This is a genomic window from Alphaproteobacteria bacterium, assembly GCA_033344895.1.
Classification (GTDB): Bacteria; Pseudomonadota; Alphaproteobacteria; order UBA8366; family Aestuariispiraceae; genus Pacificispira.
Window position 1 is genome coordinate 2,077,014 of record JAWPMN010000001.1, and the last position, 15,487, is coordinate 2,092,500.

A 15,487-nucleotide genomic window follows, 5' to 3' on the forward strand; every position below is an offset into this window, starting at 1 on the left:
GAGAAAACCATGATTCCCAACAGCTACCCCAGCCTCGACTTCGACCTCGGCGAAACTGCCGAGATGCTGCGCGACAGCGTGAAGACTTTCTCGTCCGACGAGATTGCGCCGCGCGCCGCGGAAATCGATCGCACGGACCAGTTCCCGATGGATCTTTGGAAGAAGATGGGCGATCTGGGCGTTCTGGGCATCACAGTCGAAGAGGAATACGGCGGGGCCGGCATGGGCTATCTGGAACACGCCGTGGCCATGCAGGAAATCAGCCGCGCCTCCGCTTCGGTCGGCCTCAGCTACGGGGCGCATTCGAACCTTTGCGTAAACCAGATCCGCCGCAACGGCACCGCAGATCAGAAGCAGCGCTACCTGCCGAAGCTGATTTCCGGCGACCATGTCGGGGCGCTGGCCATGTCCGAACCGGGTGCAGGGTCCGATGTCGTGTCGATGAAGCTGCGCGCCGACAAGAAGGGCGACCGCTACATCCTGAACGGCAGCAAGATGTGGATCACGAATGGCCCCGATGCCGACACGATGGTGATCTACGCCAAGACCGACGTAGACGCGGGGCCGAAAGGCATCACCGCCTTCCTGGTCGAGAAAGGGTTCAAGGGCTTCTCCGTCGCCCAGAAGCTCGACAAGCTGGGCATGCGCGGGTCGCATACCGGTGAACTGGTCTTCGAGGATTGCGAAGTGCCGGAAGAGAACGTCCTAGGCGAAGTCAACAAGGGCGTCCGCGTCCTGATGAGCGGCCTGGACTATGAGCGCGCGGTGCTGGCGGCCGGGCCGATCGGCATCATGGATGCCTGTATGGACATCGTCATTCCCTACATTCACGAACGAAAGCAGTTCGGCCAGTCGATCGGCGAATTCCAGCTGATGCAGGGCAAGATCGCCGATATGTATACGGTGATGAATGCGGCCAAGGCCTATGTCTATGCCGTGGCCAAGGCCTGCGACCGGGGCCAGACGACCCGCAAGGACGCCGCCGGCGCAATTCTGTATGCCGGTGAAAAGGCGACCTGGATGGCGCTGGAGGCGATCCAGGTGCTGGGCGGCATGGGCTATATCAACGAAAGCCCGACCGGCCGCCTGCTGCGCGATGCGAAGCTCTACGAGATCGGTGCCGGCACGTCGGAAATCCGCCGCATGCTGATCGGCCGCGAGCTGTTCAACGAAACCGCCTAATCTTTCGGCGTCCCCGACTGCGCGGATAGGACCACTTCAGGAGATTGCAGCAATGACCACGCACGATCCCATTGTCATCGTCGGTGCCGCCCGGACGCCCATGGGCGGGTTTCAGGGCGAACTGAAAGACATGACCGCCGCCCAGCTGGGCTCTGCCGCCATTGCGGCGGCGCTGGGCCGCGCCGGTGTTACCGCCGGCGATGTCGAGGAACTGATCTTCGGCAATGTCCTGCCCGCCGGTCAGGGCCAGGCGCCTGCGCGTCAGGCCAGCAAGGGCGCGGGCATTCCCGACGCGACCGGCTGCACCACGATCAACAAGATGTGCGGGTCGGGCATGAAGGCGACCATGCTGGCGCATGACCTTCTGAAGGCCGGCACCGCCGACATCATGGTGTCGGGCGGCATGGAAAGCATGACCAATGCGCCCTACCTGCTGCCGAAGGCGCGGGGCGGGATGCGGCTGGGTCACGGTCAGGTCATCGACCACATGTTCCTGGACGGGCTGGAAGACGCCTATGACCGGGGCCGGCTGATGGGCACCTTTGCGGAGGAAACCGCGACCCATTATCAGTTCACCCGCGATGCTCAGGACAGTTTCGCCATCGAAAGTCTGAACCGGGCGCGCAAGGCGCAGGAAGACGGCACGTTCGCGGACGAGATCGTCCCGGTCACCGTAAAAACGCGAAAGGGCGAAGTCGAGGTGGCGCTGGACGAGCAGCCGCGTACCGCCAATCCGGACAAGATCCCGACACTGAAGCCGGCCTTTGCGAAGGACGGTACGGTGACGCCGGCAAATTCGTCGTCGATTTCCGACGGGGCGGCGGCGCTGGTGCTGATGCGTCTTTCGGAAGCGGAGAAGCGCGGTCTGGCCCCGATTGCGGAAATCGTTTCCCACGCGACCCATGCCCAGGCCCCTGCCTGGTTCACGACCGCGCCGGTCGATGCCATGCGCAAATGCCTGGACAAGGCCGGCTGGGACGCGAAATCGGTCGACCTGTTCGAGGTCAACGAGGCCTTTGCCGTCGTCACCATGGCGGCAATGCGCGATCTGGATCTGCCGCATGACAAGGTCAATGTGCATGGCGGGGCCTGCGCGCTGGGGCATCCGATCGGCGCCTCGGGGGCGAGAATTCTCGTCACCCTCCTTAACGCGCTGAAGAAATATGATATGGAGACGGGCGTCGCGTCGCTGTGCATTGGTGGCGGCGAAGCCACGGCCATGGCCGTAAAGCGGATTCACTGACCGGAGGACCCCCGATCCCATGCCCTCGATTCTGATCACCGGCGCCAATCGCGGCATCGGCAAACGCCTGGCGGAACTGCACGATGCGGACGGCTGGTCCGTTATCGCGGCCAGTCGCGACCCGGCGAACTGCAACGCCCCAGGCGAGAAGATCGCCCTGGACGTGACCGACGATGCCAGCGTGGCGGCGGCGGCGGAAACCTTGTCCGGACGCCCCATCGACGTTCTGTGGAACAATGCCGGGGTCTATCTGGACAAGAATGTGCCGCTGGAAGATCTCGATCTTGAAAAATGGGAGGAAACCTTCCGCGTCAATACGATCGGGCCGATCAGGCTGGCGCGGGCGCTGATGGACAATGTCGCACGTTCCGACCGCAAGGTTCTGGCGTTCACGAGCAGCCGGATGGGCTCTATTGCCCAGCTCTCCGGCGGCGCCTACGCCTATCGGTCGTCCAAGACCGCGCTGAACATGGCGGTCTCGGTTCTGACCAGGGATGTCGCGTCGCAGGGGATCAAGACCGTTCTGCTGCATCCGGGCTGGGTGCAGACGGATATGGGCGGCGGCTCAGCGGATATCGACGCCGAAACCTCCGCTGCCGGCATGAAGTCCATCGTCGAGGAACTGGACCCATCCCAGTCCGGCAAGTTTCTGAACTATGACGGGAAGGAGTTCCCCTGGTAATGCCAATCAACCGACTGCTCGCGGGCTACCGCAGCTACAAGGCGCTGTACCATGAAAAGCGCGCGGAAATGACCCTGCGGTTGGCGGAACAGGGGCAGCATCCGGCAATCCTTGTGATCGCCTGCTCCGACAGCCGCGTCGACCCGGCGATCCTGTTCAACGCGGATCCGGGCGAGATCTTCGTCGTGCGCAACGTCGCGGCGCTCGTCCCGCCCTATGAGCCGGACGGCGGGCACCACGGCACCTCATCGGCGATCGAATATGCGGTGAAGGACCTGAAGGTCGAGGAGATCATCATTCTCGGCCACCACAAATGCGGCGGCATCCAGGCGATGCGCTCCATCGTCTCCGGTGAGGTGGAGGATGACCACGAGTTCATCGGCGACTGGATGAAGCTCGCCCAGGAAGCCTGTTCCATGCATGGCGCCGATGATCCGAGTTCCGGTGCCTCGGTCGAAATGGCGACGATCAAGCTGTCGATCCGGAACCTGAAATCCTTCCCCTGGATCACCGAACGGGTGAAGGCCGGGAAGCTGCGCCTGCATGGCTGGTGGTTCGACATTCAGACCGGAAACCTGCTGGCACACGACCCGCGCACCGGACAGTTCAGCGTCATCGAGCGGGTGGAGCCGCACGGCCACACCGCCATCGACGCCTGACCTTGCGCGGTCAACAGAACGGACGGAGGAAACGATGATCCTGAATGAAGAACAACAGATGGTCCGAGACATGGCACGCCAGTTCGCGCAGGAGCGTCTGGTCCCCCATGCGGAGGAATGGGATCGCGAGGCGCGTTTTCCGAAAGAGGCGCTGGACGAGATGGCGCAGCTCGGCATGCTGGGCATGATGGTGCCGCCTGAATGGGACGGCGCCGGGACGGATTGTGTCTCCTACGCCATGGCGCTGGAGGAGATCGCCGCCGGTGACGGGTCGGTCTCCGCCATCATGAGCGTTCATAACTCCGTCGGCTGCATGCCGGTGCTGCGTTACGGCACCGACGAGCAGAAGGAAAAGTATCTGAAGCCCTTCGCGCGCGGCGAAATGATCGGATGCTTCTGCCTGACCGAACCGCAGGCCGGTTCCGACGCGTCGGCCCTGAAGACGACCGCCCGGAAGGACGGCAACAAATGGGTGATCGACGGCGCCAAGCAGTTCATCACGAACGGATCCTCCGCCGGTCTGGCGATTGTGTTCGCAGTTACCGACCCGGATGCCGGAAAGCGTGGAATCTCCGCCTTTCTGGTCCCGACCGACAGCGAAGGCTACATCGTTGAGCGCGTCGAGAAGAAGATGGGCCTGAACGCGTCGGACACCTGCGCCCTGCGCTTCGACGGCGTCGAAGTGACGCCGGACATGATGCTGGGCGAGGAAGGTCAGGGCTACAAGATCGCCCTTTCCAACCTGGAGGGCGGTCGGATCGGCATTGCCGCGCAGGCGCTGGGCATCGCGCGGGCGGCACTGGATTACGCCGTCGAGTATGCCCAGGAACGGACCTCCATGGGGCAGCCGATCATGAAACATCAGGCCGTCGGCTTCCGACTGGCCGATGCCGCCGCGAAGCTGGAGGCCGCGCGTCAGTTGATCCTGCATGCCGCTGCGATGAAGGATGCCGGTCTGCCCTGCCTGACAGAGGCGTCCATGGCCAAGCTGTTTGCGACCGAAACGGCCGAGACGGTCGTGTCCGATGCGCTGCAGACCTTCGGCGGCTACGGTTACATGAAGGACTATCCGCTGGAGCGGCTGGCCCGTGACGTCCGCGTGACCAAGATCTATGAAGGCACCAGCGACATTCAGCGCATGCTGATCGCCCGTTCTCTGGCCGCGTGAAGGAGCGGGCAATGGGTATCCTGGACGGGAAGGTGATCCTGGTCACCAAGGTGACCGAATTCGTCGGCGCGGCCGTGGTCGACAGCTGTCTCGCCGAGGGCGCCGTCGTGGTGGCGCAGGACGCATCCTTCGTTGATACAGCGGAACAAAACGCCTTCGAAGGCGCCCATCCCGGGGCGATTGCCCTTGGAACCGAAGACCTTGCCACCGCGGTTTCCGACGTGATCGCGGGCCAGGGCCGGATTGACGGGCTGGTCCCGAATGATGGGTTCCCGGCGATCCGTGCAAAGGTCGAGGATGCGAAGCCCGAAGATATGCGTGCCGGACTGGAGGCCATGGTCGTCGAGCCGTTCCGCCTGATCGGGGCGGCCGTCCCGCATATGAAGGCCCAGGGCGGCGGTCGGATCGTGCTGGCCACATCGGCGGTCCCGTATCGCGGCCTGTCCAATTACGGCATGTATGTCACCGGCCGCGGCGCGCAGAATTCGATGGTCCTGACCTTGGCCCGCGAGCTTGCCAGGACCGGCATTACCGTCAATGCCGTCGCGCCGAATTTCGTGGAGAACCCGTCCTACTTCTCTGAGGAACTGCTGACCGATGAGGCGGCAAAGGCGAAGATCCTGTCACAGATTCCGATGGGCCGCTTCGGAAAGCCTCAGGAAGTATCGGACCTGATTGCCTTCCTGCTGTCGGACAAGGCGGGTTTCACGACCGGCCATGTCATCCCGGCCGCCGGCGGCTGGGCCTAGGAGGTTACGATGTCGGGCGCGATCGACTTCTATTTCGAATTCTCCTCCCCGTTCGGATATATCGCGGCGGAACGCATCGGGGCGTTTGCCGAGAAACACGACCGTTCGGTCAATTGGAAGCCGTTCCTGCTGGGGGCAGCCTTCAAGCGGGAAGGCACGCAATCGCTGGTCTCCTATCCGATGAAAGGGCCGTATTCGCGCCGGGACATAGAACGTTCCACCGCCTATTACGGTCTTCCCTTTCAATGGCCGCCGGAGTTCCCGGTCTTCACGGTGACGGCCGCGCGGGCCACCTTGTGGACGCAGGAACATGCACCGGAGAAAGCCGTTCCCCTGATCCTGGCGATATACCGGAAGGCCTTTGCGGAAGGCGCCGATATCGGGCAGGCGGAGGCGGTCCTGGCATCGGCCCAGTCTGTCGGTCTGGATCGGGGCGCGGTTGGCGCCGGCATGGTGTCTCCGGACATCAAGGCCCGCCTGAAGGACGAGAACGAGGCTGCACTGGATCGCGGTGTCTTCGGGTCGCCCTTTTTCATCGTCGATGGGGAGCCGTTCTGGGGCGTCGACCGGATGGACATGATGGCCGCCTGGATCACGCGGGGCGGCTGGTAGGAACCATGTCGGATCGCGGTGTTTCCTTCGTCGTCCCCGTCTTCAACAAGGCGGATTGGCTTCCGGCGGTGATCGACCGGATCGCGGCGCAGCGCGGCGACTTCGACCGGCAATATGTCTTTGTCGACGACGGGTCGACGGATGACTCGCTGGATATCGTCCGGCGGAAGACCGACGGCTGGGACAATGTCGTCATCGAGAGCCAGGCCAATGCCGGATCCGCGGCCGCGACCAATCGCGGTATCGCATTGGCCGACATGCCCTATGTGAAGTTTGTCGATGCCGACGATCTGCTGCATGCGGATGCGACGCGGATTCTGCTGGATGCGCTGCACGGCGATCACCGGGCCTGCCTCGCCTTCGGCGGGTACAGCGTGTTCCGAAACCTGGCCGATCTCGATCTGGACGGCGCGCTGGAAACGCCGATGCCGGTGCGGCATGCACGCCCATTGCGTGCTGCGATTTCACGGTCGCTGTTCAATCCGACCCAGTTTCTGGCGCGCACCGAGGCGTTGCGCGCGGTCGGCGGCTGTGACGAGCGGGTCGTGTTCAGCCAGGAATATGCACTGACCATGCGGTTGGCGCGGCAATGGGACTTCCTTGAACTGGATGCCGTGATCGCCTATTGGCCGGAAGTCGTCGGTGCCCGCCTGTCCAACAATCAGGGGCGTCAGCTTCAGCGTGTCACCCGGGCGGTGCAGTACTTCCTGGAGGACTATCCCGATACGCCCTGGGCGTTGCGTCAGTACATCTCACGGCGCATGGCCTACCGTGCGTGGAAGTATCATCGCCGTGCCAATCGCGCCTTCTGGCCGACCAGCCCGGTGTTCTGGCGCCAGGCGATGGCCTGGCTGCCGATCCTTGGGGGGCATGCCGCTTTCGTCGAGCGCTGCGGCAGGGTTTATGAATCGGCGGATGTCAGCGCGCTGACACAAGCCAAAGAGGGGCGGGTCCATGGGCAGTAGCAATTACAATCCGGGCTATGACCACGGTTTCTACGCCGATCTGGAGAACACGGCGCTGCCGTCGGCCCGCACCATCGTTCCGATGCTGCGCGACTGGTTCCCGATCCGCAGTGCCGTGGACGCGGGCTGCGGCGACGGGTCATGGCTTTCGGTCATTCTGGAGAGCGGCGCGGATCGTGTTCTCGGCCTGGACGGACCCTGGGTCGATGTCGCGCAGTTGAGAATCCCGCAGGACAGCTTCCGGCGCTGTCGCATTGACGCGCGGATCGAAACCGATCCGTCCGACCGGTTCGATCTGGCAATGAGCCTGGAAGTCGCCGAGCATCTGCCGCCGGAACGCGCCGCCGGGTTCGTCTCCGAACTCTGCGCGCTGGCGCCGGTCGTCCTGTTCTCGGCTGCGATTCCGGGGCAGGGCGGTCATCACCACGTCAATGAACAATGGCCGGAATATTGGGCGGATCTCTTTGCCGCGCGGGGGTACCGGCCGGTCGATACGTTGCGCATGGCGGTCTGGAACGATCCGACGGTCTGCTGGTGGTACAAGCAGAACCTGATGCTGTACGTATCGGACGCGGCGCTGGCGGATAACCCGAAGCTTAAGGCAGAGGCCGAGCAGACCCGGCTGCCGCCGGTCCCGCTGGTCCATCCGGAAGTATTACAGCAGATGCAGCGGCTGGCCCATCCCTCTTTCGGGCGCTGGCTGAAGCAGGGGCGAAAGGCCTTTGCCCGCTCCGCTGCCAAGCGCAAGGCAAGGCGGGGGCTCTGACCGGATCATGTGTGGGATCGCCGGCTTCATCGACACGACGCGCGGGCGCAATGCCGAAGCGCTGGCCGCCATCGCAAAATCGATGTCGGACAGCATGCTGCATCGCGGCCCCGACGATGACGGCGTCTGGTGCGATGCGTCGGTCGGGCTGGCGCTGGGTTTCCGGCGACTGGCGATCCAGGATCTCAGCGAAGACGGGGCCCAGCCGATGTTGTCCCCGGACGGGCGCTTCACCATCATTTTCAATGGCGAGATCTATAACTTTCTGGAATTGCGCCGCGAGTTGGAGACCGGTCGGAACTGGCGCGGTCATTCCGACACGGAGGTCATGCTGGCGGCCTTTGACGCCTGGGGGATGGAGGGGGCGCTGGACCGGTTCGACGGTATGTTCGCTTTTGCTCTCTATGATGCGAAGGCCCGGACGGTCACGTTAGCGCGCGATCGGATGGGGGAAAAGCCGCTGTATTTCGGGTGGGCGGGGAAGAGCTTCGTTTTCGCCTCCGAATTGAAAGCCATTGCCCGGCATCCTGACTTCGAACCGCGTATCGACCGCCGGGCCGTCGACGCGATGATGCGCTACTCCTACATTCCGGCGCCGGCCTGCATCTATGAGGGCATTGAGAAACTCAAACCCGGCGCGACCCTGACGCTGTCGCTCGATGGTTCCGCCGTCTCGCGAGGCCGGTACTGGGACCCGATCGAAGAGGTCGAAAACGCCCCGGTCTTCGACGGTGACGAGGCCTCCGCGGTTCGGGAACTGGAACGCCTGATGCTGCGCTCCATATCGCGCCGCATGGTGGCCGATGTGCCTCTGGGAGCGTTCCTGTCCGGCGGGATCGACAGCGCGACGGTGGTCGCCCTGATGCAGACGCTGGCGGAGAAGCCGGTGCGCAGTTTCACGATCGGTTTCACGGACCGCCGGTTCGACGAGGCGCCGCAGGCCGCGGCCATCGCGCAGCATCTGGGCACTGATCATACATCCGTCACGGTCGCGCCGGAGGACACGCTGCGCATGGTGGAGCGGATGCCCTTCGTCTATGACGAACCCTTTGCCGATGTCAGTCAGTTGCCGACCCTGCTACTGTCCCATCTGGCACGGGAGCAGGTGACGACCGCCCTGACCGGCGATGGCGGGGATGAACTGTTCGGCGGTTATCCGCGATATGAAAAGACCGTCGCACAATGGGAACGGGATCGCCCGTTTTCACGCGGGCTGCTGAACATGATCCCGTTCGGACCGCTGAATGTCATTTCCTCCGGCGTCGGCAAGCCCGGCCGCTTCGGGGACAAGCTGTGGCGCAAGCTGTCCGACCGCTCGAAACCCTCAATCGAGATGCTGTACGAAGGCCAGATGTCGCGCTGGCGCGTCTTTGAGCGACCGACCGGTGATCCGCAGGTCGGCTACTTTGTCGAAGGAACGCGCCGCCCCGGGATCGAGGACGATTACCTGCGCCTGATGCTGTGCGATGCGGTCAGCTATCTGCCGGACGACCTGCTGGTGAAGGTGGACCGGGCCAGCATGGCGGCGTCGCTTGAGACCCGCGCGCCCTTGTTGAACCATGATATCGTGCGTTTTGCCTGGGGGCTGCCCAGCCGTTTCAAGTTCCGCAACGGCAGGGGAAAGGATGTGCTGCGCAAGGTCCTGGACCGGCATGTACCGCGCCAGTTGATGGACCGTCCGAAACAGGGCTTCGAACCGCCGCTGGCAGAATGGCTGCGCGGCCCGTTGCGCGACTGGGCGCAGGCGCTGATTTCGTCCGACCGCCTGCAGGATGGCGGTTTCCTGGATCCGGAACCGATCCGGGCGGCCTGGGAAGAACATCTGAAAGGGTATCGGAACTGGCATTTCGAACTCTGGAACGTGCTGATGCTGCAAAGCTGGCGCGAAGCTTGGAAACTTTGAGGGACAGGCCATGAGCGTACTGACCACGACCTACGATCCGCGATCCGAGGAGGCCGCCGCGAACCGCGACGCCATGAAGACCCTGGTGGACGATCTGAAGACACGCCTGGCGACGGTAAAGGTCGGCGGTGGCGAGCGCGCGCGTGAACGCCATTTGTCGCGCGGCAAGCTGTTGCCCCGAGAACGCGTCCGGACCCTGCTGGACCCCGGGGCCCCCTTCCTGGAACTGTCGCAGCTGGCGGCCTACGGTATGTATGACGATGAGGTGCCCTCGGCCGGCGTCATAACCGGCATCGGTCGCGTTGCTGGTCAGGAATGCATGATCGTCGCGAACGACGCCACGGTGAAGGGCGGCACCTACTATCCCATGACGGTCAAGAAGCATATCCGGGCGCAGGAAATCGCCTGGCAGAACCGTTTGCCCTGCATCTATCTGGTCGATTCCGGAGGGGCGAATCTGCCAAACCAGGACGAGGTCTTTCCCGACCGGGATCATTTCGGCCGCATCTTCTATCATCAGGCCAACATGTCGGCGGACGGCATCGCGCAGATCGCGGTGGTCATGGGTTCCTGCACGGCGGGCGGCGCCTATGTGCCGGCCATGTCGGATGAAAGCATCATCGTGCGCAACCAGGGAACGATCTTCCTGGGTGGCCCGCCTCTGGTAAAGGCGGCGACGGGTGAGGTCGTGTCGGCGGAGGACCTGGGTGGCGCCGATGTCCATTCCCGGGTCTCGGGCGTGACCGACCACATGGCAGAAAACGACACGCATGCGCTGTCCATCGCGCGCCGTATCGCCGGCAACCTGAACCGGGTGAAGCCGGCCAGCCTGAAAATCCGGGAACCGAAGGACCCGGCGCTGGATCCAGAGGACCTGTACGGCATCGTCCCATCGGATCTGAAGAAGCCCTATGACGTGCGCGAGGTGATCGGCCGCATCGTCGACGGGTCTGAGTTCGACGAGTTCAAGAAGCTTTATGGCACGACCCTGGTCTGCGGCTTCGCCCATATCTGGGGTTACCCGGTCGGGATTGTCGCGAATAACGGCATCCTGTTCTCGGAATCTGCTCAGAAGGGCGCGCATTTCGTCGAGCTCTGCTCCCAGCGTGGCATTCCGCTGATTTTCCTGCAGAACATCACCGGTTTCATGGTCGGCTCGAAATACGAATCCGGCGGCATTGCCAAGGACGGCGCGAAACTGGTGACTGCGGTCGCAACGACGTCGGTACCGAAATTCACCGTCATTCTGGGCGGCAGCTTCGGGGCCGGAAACTACGGCATGTGCGGCCGTGCCTATTCGCCCCGCTTCCTTTGGATGTGGCCGAACGCCCGAATCTCCGTGATGGGCGGGGAACAGGCGGCCAATGTCCTTGCGACCGTGAAGGAAGACAACATGGTCAAGCAGGGTCAGAAATGGTCCGCCGAGGAGAAGGACTCCTTCATGGACCCCATCCGTCAGCAGTACGAACATCAGGGGCATCCTTACTATGCCACTGCGCGTCTGTGGGATGACGGGATCATCGACCCGCGGGATACGCGAACGGTGCTGGGCCTCGGCCTGTCCGCCGCGCTGAATGCCCCGATCGAGCCGACACGCTTCGGCGTCTTCCGGATGTGAGGCAGCCATGACCGATAATGTGAAACTTGAAATCCTGCGTGACGGCGGCATCGCCCGCGTCCGAATGACCAACCCGGACAGGCACAACGCTTTCGACGACGGGCTGATCGTCGCCCTGACCGAGGCCTTTGACGGCCTGGGCAAGGAGGACGACGTCCGGGCCGTGGTGCTGGAGGCCGAAGGCAGAAGCTTTTCCGCCGGGGCCGATCTGAACTGGATGAAGCGGGTCGCCGGATATTCCTTTGATGAGAATGTGACGGATGCCCGCGCCCTGGCCCGCATGCTGAAGACGCTGAACTTCCTGCCGAAGCCGGTGATCGCGCGGGTGCAGGGGGCGGCCTTTGGTGGCGGCGTCGGTCTGGTGGCCTGCTGCGACATTGCCATCGGGTCGGAGCGTGCCGGCTTCTCCCTGTCGGAGGTCAAGCTCGGCATCATCCCCGCCGCGATCAGCCCCTATGTCGTCGATGCGATCGGTGCCCGTGCCGCACGGCGCTATTTCCAGACCGGGGAACGCTTCGATGCCGCGACGGCTTTGCGGCTCGGCCTGCTGCACGAAGTTGTGCCGGAGGACGAACTCGATGCCACGGTTGACGGGATTTTGAATGCGATCCTCGGTGTCGGCCCCGTCGCGGCCGCGGAAGCCAAGGATCTCGTCTTCGCGGTCGACGGCCGTGTCAGTGACACCGTGATCGAGGATACGGTTCAACGGATTGCCCGCCTGCGGGCGACCGAGGAGGCACAGGAAGGCATGACCGCATTTCTCGAGAAACGGAGGGCGTCGTGGAACAAAGCCAAATAGAACGCGAACGCGCCAGTTTCATGGCCCACGACCAGCATTCGTTGGGCCTTCCCAGCCTGTTCTACGGATCCCTGCGCGCGCCGGAGGTCTTCGAACTGGTGATCGGCCGTCCGATGCGGGACGTGTCGGCGGAGCCGGTCATCCTGCACCGCCATGAATTGGCACGGATTATTGCCGGCGACGACTTTCCGGGGATTTTCCCGACGCATGATGATGTCGATCTTCAATGCCTGCTGATTGACGGGCTGACCTATGAGGAACAGCTGCGCGTCGCCTGGTATGAATGGGATGAATACAAGCTGGCGCGGTTCGAAACGTCGGACGGCCGGCTTGCCCAGGCCTTCGTGCCGGATGTCGACGCGATTCACCGGGTCCATGGCGGGATCGATTTCCAGCCCTGGTCCTTCGAGGAGTGGCGCGAGCGCAACCTTTCGGCGGCCATTCCCAATGCGCGGAACTGGATGGCGAAGATGCCGGATATCAGCGCCAGGCTTTGTGCCGCGGAATAACCCAACCGGGAAGCAAGACCATGTTCAAACGAATCCTGATCGCCAACCGTGGTGAGATCGCCTGCCGGGTCATCGAGACAGCGCGGCGCCTGGGGGTCGAGACTGTCGCCGTCTATTCGGACGCCGATGCGAAGGCGATGCATGTCGCGCTGGCCGATCATGCAGTGCGCCTCGGACCGCCGCCGGCTCGGGAAAGCTACCTGCGCGGCGATCTGATTTTGCAGGCCGCGAAGGATACCGGCGCGGAAGCGATCCATCCGGGCTACGGTTTTCTTTCCGAGAATGCCGATTTCGCGGAGGCCTGCGAGAAGGCCGGCGTGGTGTTCATCGGGCCGCCCGCCGACGCGATCCGGGCCATGGGGTCGAAATCCGAGGCCAAGGCCCTGATGGACAAGGCCGGTGTCCCGCTGACGCCCGGCTATCACGGCGCCGACCAGGATCCGGCCCATCTGAAAGCGGAGGCGGACCGCATCGGCTATCCGGTGCTGATCAAGGCTTCGGCCGGCGGCGGCGGGAAGGGGATGCGCCTGGTCGAGCGAACGGAAGATTTCGAGGAGGCTCTGGCCTCCTGCCGGCGCGAGGCTTCGGCCAGTTTCGGTGACGACCGGGTCCTGGTGGAGCGGTTCGTGACACGCCCCCGCCATATCGAGATGCAGGTCTTTGCGGATTCGCACGGCAATGCGGTTCACCTCTTCGAGCGCGACTGCTCGATCCAGCGGCGCCATCAGAAGGTCGTAGAGGAAGCCACGGCCCCCGGCATGCCGGAGGCGCTGCGGCAGCGCATGGGCGAGGCGGCCGTCGCGGCGGCGAAGGCCGTCGGCTATCGGGGGGCCGGTACCGTCGAGTTCATCGCGGAGACCCAACCGGACGGCACGCCGGGTGATTTTTTCTTCATGGAAATGAATACCCGCCTGCAGGTCGAGCATCCGGTCACCGAACTGGTGACCGGCCAGGATCTTGTGGAATGGCAGCTTCGGGTCGCGGCCGGCGAGCCCCTGCCGATGGATCAGGCGGAGATCTTCTCCTTCGGTCATGCCGTGGAGGTCCGCCTCTATGCCGAAGATCCGGATGGCGGTTTCCTGCCGTCCATCGGTACGCTGCATCGGCTGCGCTTTCCGGAGGGCAGCGATATCCGTGTCGATACCGGCGTGCGGGAGGGCGATGAAGTATCGCCCCATTACGATCCGATGATCGCGAAGCTGATCGCCTATGGTGACGACCGGAAGGAGGCGATCCGGAAACTGATTGCGGCGTTGCGGTCGACCGAGGCCGCGGGGATCGCCACCAACCGCGACTTCCTAATCCGCGTCCTGGCCGATCCCGATTTCCAGGCCGGCACGCTGGATACCGGCTTTATCGCCGCCCGGGAGGACAGCCTGCTGCCCGGACGCGCGCGGGCGGGGGATGCCGAGCTGATTGCGGCGACGCTTGCGGTGCTGGATTCCGAGGCTGTCTCGGCGCGGCGCCATGCCATCGCGGCGGGCGATCCGCATTCGCCCTGGGCGACGGCGACGGGGTGGCGGCTCAATGATTCCGGACCGGTCGACATCCGGTTCCGCGACTTTGACGGCGAGCGGACTGTTTCGGCCCGGTTCGAACAGGGCGCCTGGCAGTGCCGGGTTGAAAACGGCGAGCCCGTAGAGGCGGTGCTGCGCGGCCTGGATGAGAGCGGCCTTCGGGTCCGGATCGGCGGGCGGCTGCTGCAGTTCGCCCTGGACCGCACCGGCGACCGCTTCACGCTGTTCAGCGCGGACCACACCTATGTCCTGGACCGTGTTGATCCGCTTGCGGCGGCGACGGGGACCGATCAGTCGGATCACGCTCTGACCGCCCCAATGCCCGGGAAGGTCACGGCTGTCTTCGTGAAGCAGGGGGACACGGTTTCGGCCGGCACTTCGCTCATGATCCTCGAAGCCATGAAGATGGAGCATACGATCAAGGCACCCGCCGACGGCGTCATCGCGACCCTGCCCTATGCCGAGGGCGATCAGGTCGGCGACGGCGCGGTCCTGGTTACCTTTGAAGATGACGCCTGACGGCTGAACTCGCCAAGAGACGGGCGTTGCCGGCCGGGGCCGGCCGCTCCACATTGACGGGGGTGCCGTAGCCTGGGAATCGGTTCGCGAACTGGAAGGACAAGGGAGAACGTGCGTCATGTCGGATAGAGTCAAGATCGTCGAGGTCGGTCCCCGGGACGGGCTGCAAAACGAGAAGGCGGCGGTCACGACGGATCAGAAGATCCGGCTGATCGAACTGCTGGCGGAGGCCGGGCTCACCGCAATCGAGGCCGGCAGTTTCGTGTCCCCGAAATGGGTGCCGCAGATGGCGGATTCCGGTGAGGTTTTCGACCGGATGGAAAAACGCCCGACGGTCGATTATCCAGTTCTGACGCCGAACATGAAGGGGCTGGACGCCGCCCTTTCCCATGGCGCCAAGGAGGTTGCGATCTTCGGTGCGGCGTCAGAAAGCTTCTCGCAGCGGAACATCAACTGCTCGATCGCGGAGTCTCTCGAGCGGTTTACACCGGTCTGCGCCCGGGCGCTGGACGAAGGGGTCCGCGTCCGCGGTTACATCTCCTGTGTCCTGGGCTGCCCGTATGAAGGACCCGTCGATCCCGGGGCCGTCGCACGAA

15 protein-coding genes (1 of these 15 running past the window's edge) are annotated in these 15,487 nt (G+C 63.9%); all 15 read left to right on the forward strand.

What is annotated here, in order from left to right:
- Nucleotides 1-9: 9 nt before the first annotated feature.
- Nucleotides 10-1,182 (forward strand): isovaleryl-CoA dehydrogenase, encoded by a 1,173-nt coding sequence (locus R8L07_10180; protein MDW3205900.1) that lies wholly within the window; start codon nucleotides 10-12, stop codon nucleotides 1,180-1,182.
- A gap of 52 nt (nucleotides 1,183-1,234) precedes the next feature.
- Entirely contained in the window at nucleotides 1,235-2,425 is a 1,191-nt protein-coding gene (locus tag R8L07_10185) for an acetyl-CoA C-acyltransferase (GenBank protein ID MDW3205901.1), read from the forward strand.
- 19 nt (nucleotides 2,426-2,444) lie between these two features.
- Complete coding sequence (locus R8L07_10190; protein ID MDW3205902.1) at nucleotides 2,445-3,107, forward strand: SDR family oxidoreductase; 663 nt, start codon at nucleotides 2,445-2,447, stop codon at nucleotides 3,105-3,107.
- On the forward strand, nucleotides 3,107-3,766 hold the full coding sequence (locus tag R8L07_10195; GenBank protein MDW3205903.1) for a carbonic anhydrase: 660 nt from the start codon (nucleotides 3,107-3,109) through the stop codon (nucleotides 3,764-3,766). The genes R8L07_10190 and R8L07_10195 overlap by 1 nt, the downstream gene beginning before the upstream one ends.
- Nucleotides 3,767-3,800: 34 nt before the next feature.
- On the forward strand, nucleotides 3,801-4,934 hold the full coding sequence (locus tag R8L07_10200; protein MDW3205904.1) for an acyl-CoA dehydrogenase family protein: 1,134 nt from the start codon (nucleotides 3,801-3,803) through the stop codon (nucleotides 4,932-4,934).
- 11 nt (nucleotides 4,935-4,945) lie between these two features.
- A complete protein-coding gene (locus tag R8L07_10205) occupies nucleotides 4,946-5,683 on the forward strand; it encodes an SDR family oxidoreductase (protein MDW3205905.1) in 738 nt (245 codons plus the stop codon).
- Nucleotides 5,684-5,692: 9 nt separating this feature from the next.
- Nucleotides 5,693-6,295, forward strand: coding sequence for a 2-hydroxychromene-2-carboxylate isomerase (locus R8L07_10210; protein ID MDW3205906.1), 603 nt, complete (start codon nucleotides 5,693-5,695; stop codon nucleotides 6,293-6,295).
- Nucleotides 6,296-6,300: 5 nt separating this feature from the next.
- Nucleotides 6,301-7,260 carry a glycosyltransferase family 2 protein gene (locus R8L07_10215; GenBank protein ID MDW3205907.1) on the forward strand — a complete coding sequence of 320 codons (960 nt, stop codon included), beginning with the start codon at nucleotides 6,301-6,303 and terminating at the stop codon, nucleotides 7,258-7,260.
- Nucleotides 7,250-8,026 carry a class I SAM-dependent methyltransferase gene (locus R8L07_10220; GenBank protein ID MDW3205908.1) on the forward strand — a complete coding sequence of 259 codons (777 nt, stop codon included), beginning with the start codon at nucleotides 7,250-7,252 and terminating at the stop codon, nucleotides 8,024-8,026. Before R8L07_10215 ends, R8L07_10220 begins: the two co-directional genes overlap by 11 nt.
- A gap of 7 nt (nucleotides 8,027-8,033) precedes the next feature.
- Nucleotides 8,034-9,929 carry an asparagine synthase (glutamine-hydrolyzing) gene (gene asnB, locus R8L07_10225; protein ID MDW3205909.1) on the forward strand — a complete coding sequence of 632 codons (1,896 nt, stop codon included), beginning with the start codon at nucleotides 8,034-8,036 and terminating at the stop codon, nucleotides 9,927-9,929.
- 10 nt (nucleotides 9,930-9,939) lie between these two features.
- Nucleotides 9,940-11,547: a carboxyl transferase domain-containing protein gene (locus R8L07_10230; protein MDW3205910.1), complete on the forward strand. Its 1,608-nt coding sequence runs from the start codon at nucleotides 9,940-9,942 to the stop codon at nucleotides 11,545-11,547.
- 7 nt (nucleotides 11,548-11,554) lie between these two features.
- Nucleotides 11,555-12,346 (forward strand): enoyl-CoA hydratase/isomerase family protein, encoded by a 792-nt coding sequence (locus R8L07_10235; protein MDW3205911.1) that lies wholly within the window; start codon nucleotides 11,555-11,557, stop codon nucleotides 12,344-12,346.
- A complete protein-coding gene (locus tag R8L07_10240) occupies nucleotides 12,328-12,855 on the forward strand; it encodes a hypothetical protein (protein MDW3205912.1) in 528 nt (175 codons plus the stop codon). Before R8L07_10235 ends, R8L07_10240 begins: the two co-directional genes overlap by 19 nt.
- Before the next feature lie 20 nt (nucleotides 12,856-12,875).
- Nucleotides 12,876-14,891 carry an acetyl/propionyl/methylcrotonyl-CoA carboxylase subunit alpha gene (locus tag R8L07_10245; GenBank protein ID MDW3205913.1) on the forward strand — a complete coding sequence of 672 codons (2,016 nt, stop codon included), beginning with the start codon at nucleotides 12,876-12,878 and terminating at the stop codon, nucleotides 14,889-14,891.
- Between the two features lie 118 nt (nucleotides 14,892-15,009).
- A protein-coding gene (locus R8L07_10250; GenBank protein MDW3205914.1) for a hydroxymethylglutaryl-CoA lyase crosses the window boundary here: on the forward strand, nucleotides 15,010-15,487 show its 5' portion. It continues 425 nt past the right edge of the window; 478 of the gene's 903 nt are visible here — the first part of the coding sequence; the start codon lies at nucleotides 15,010-15,012; the stop codon falls past the right edge of the window.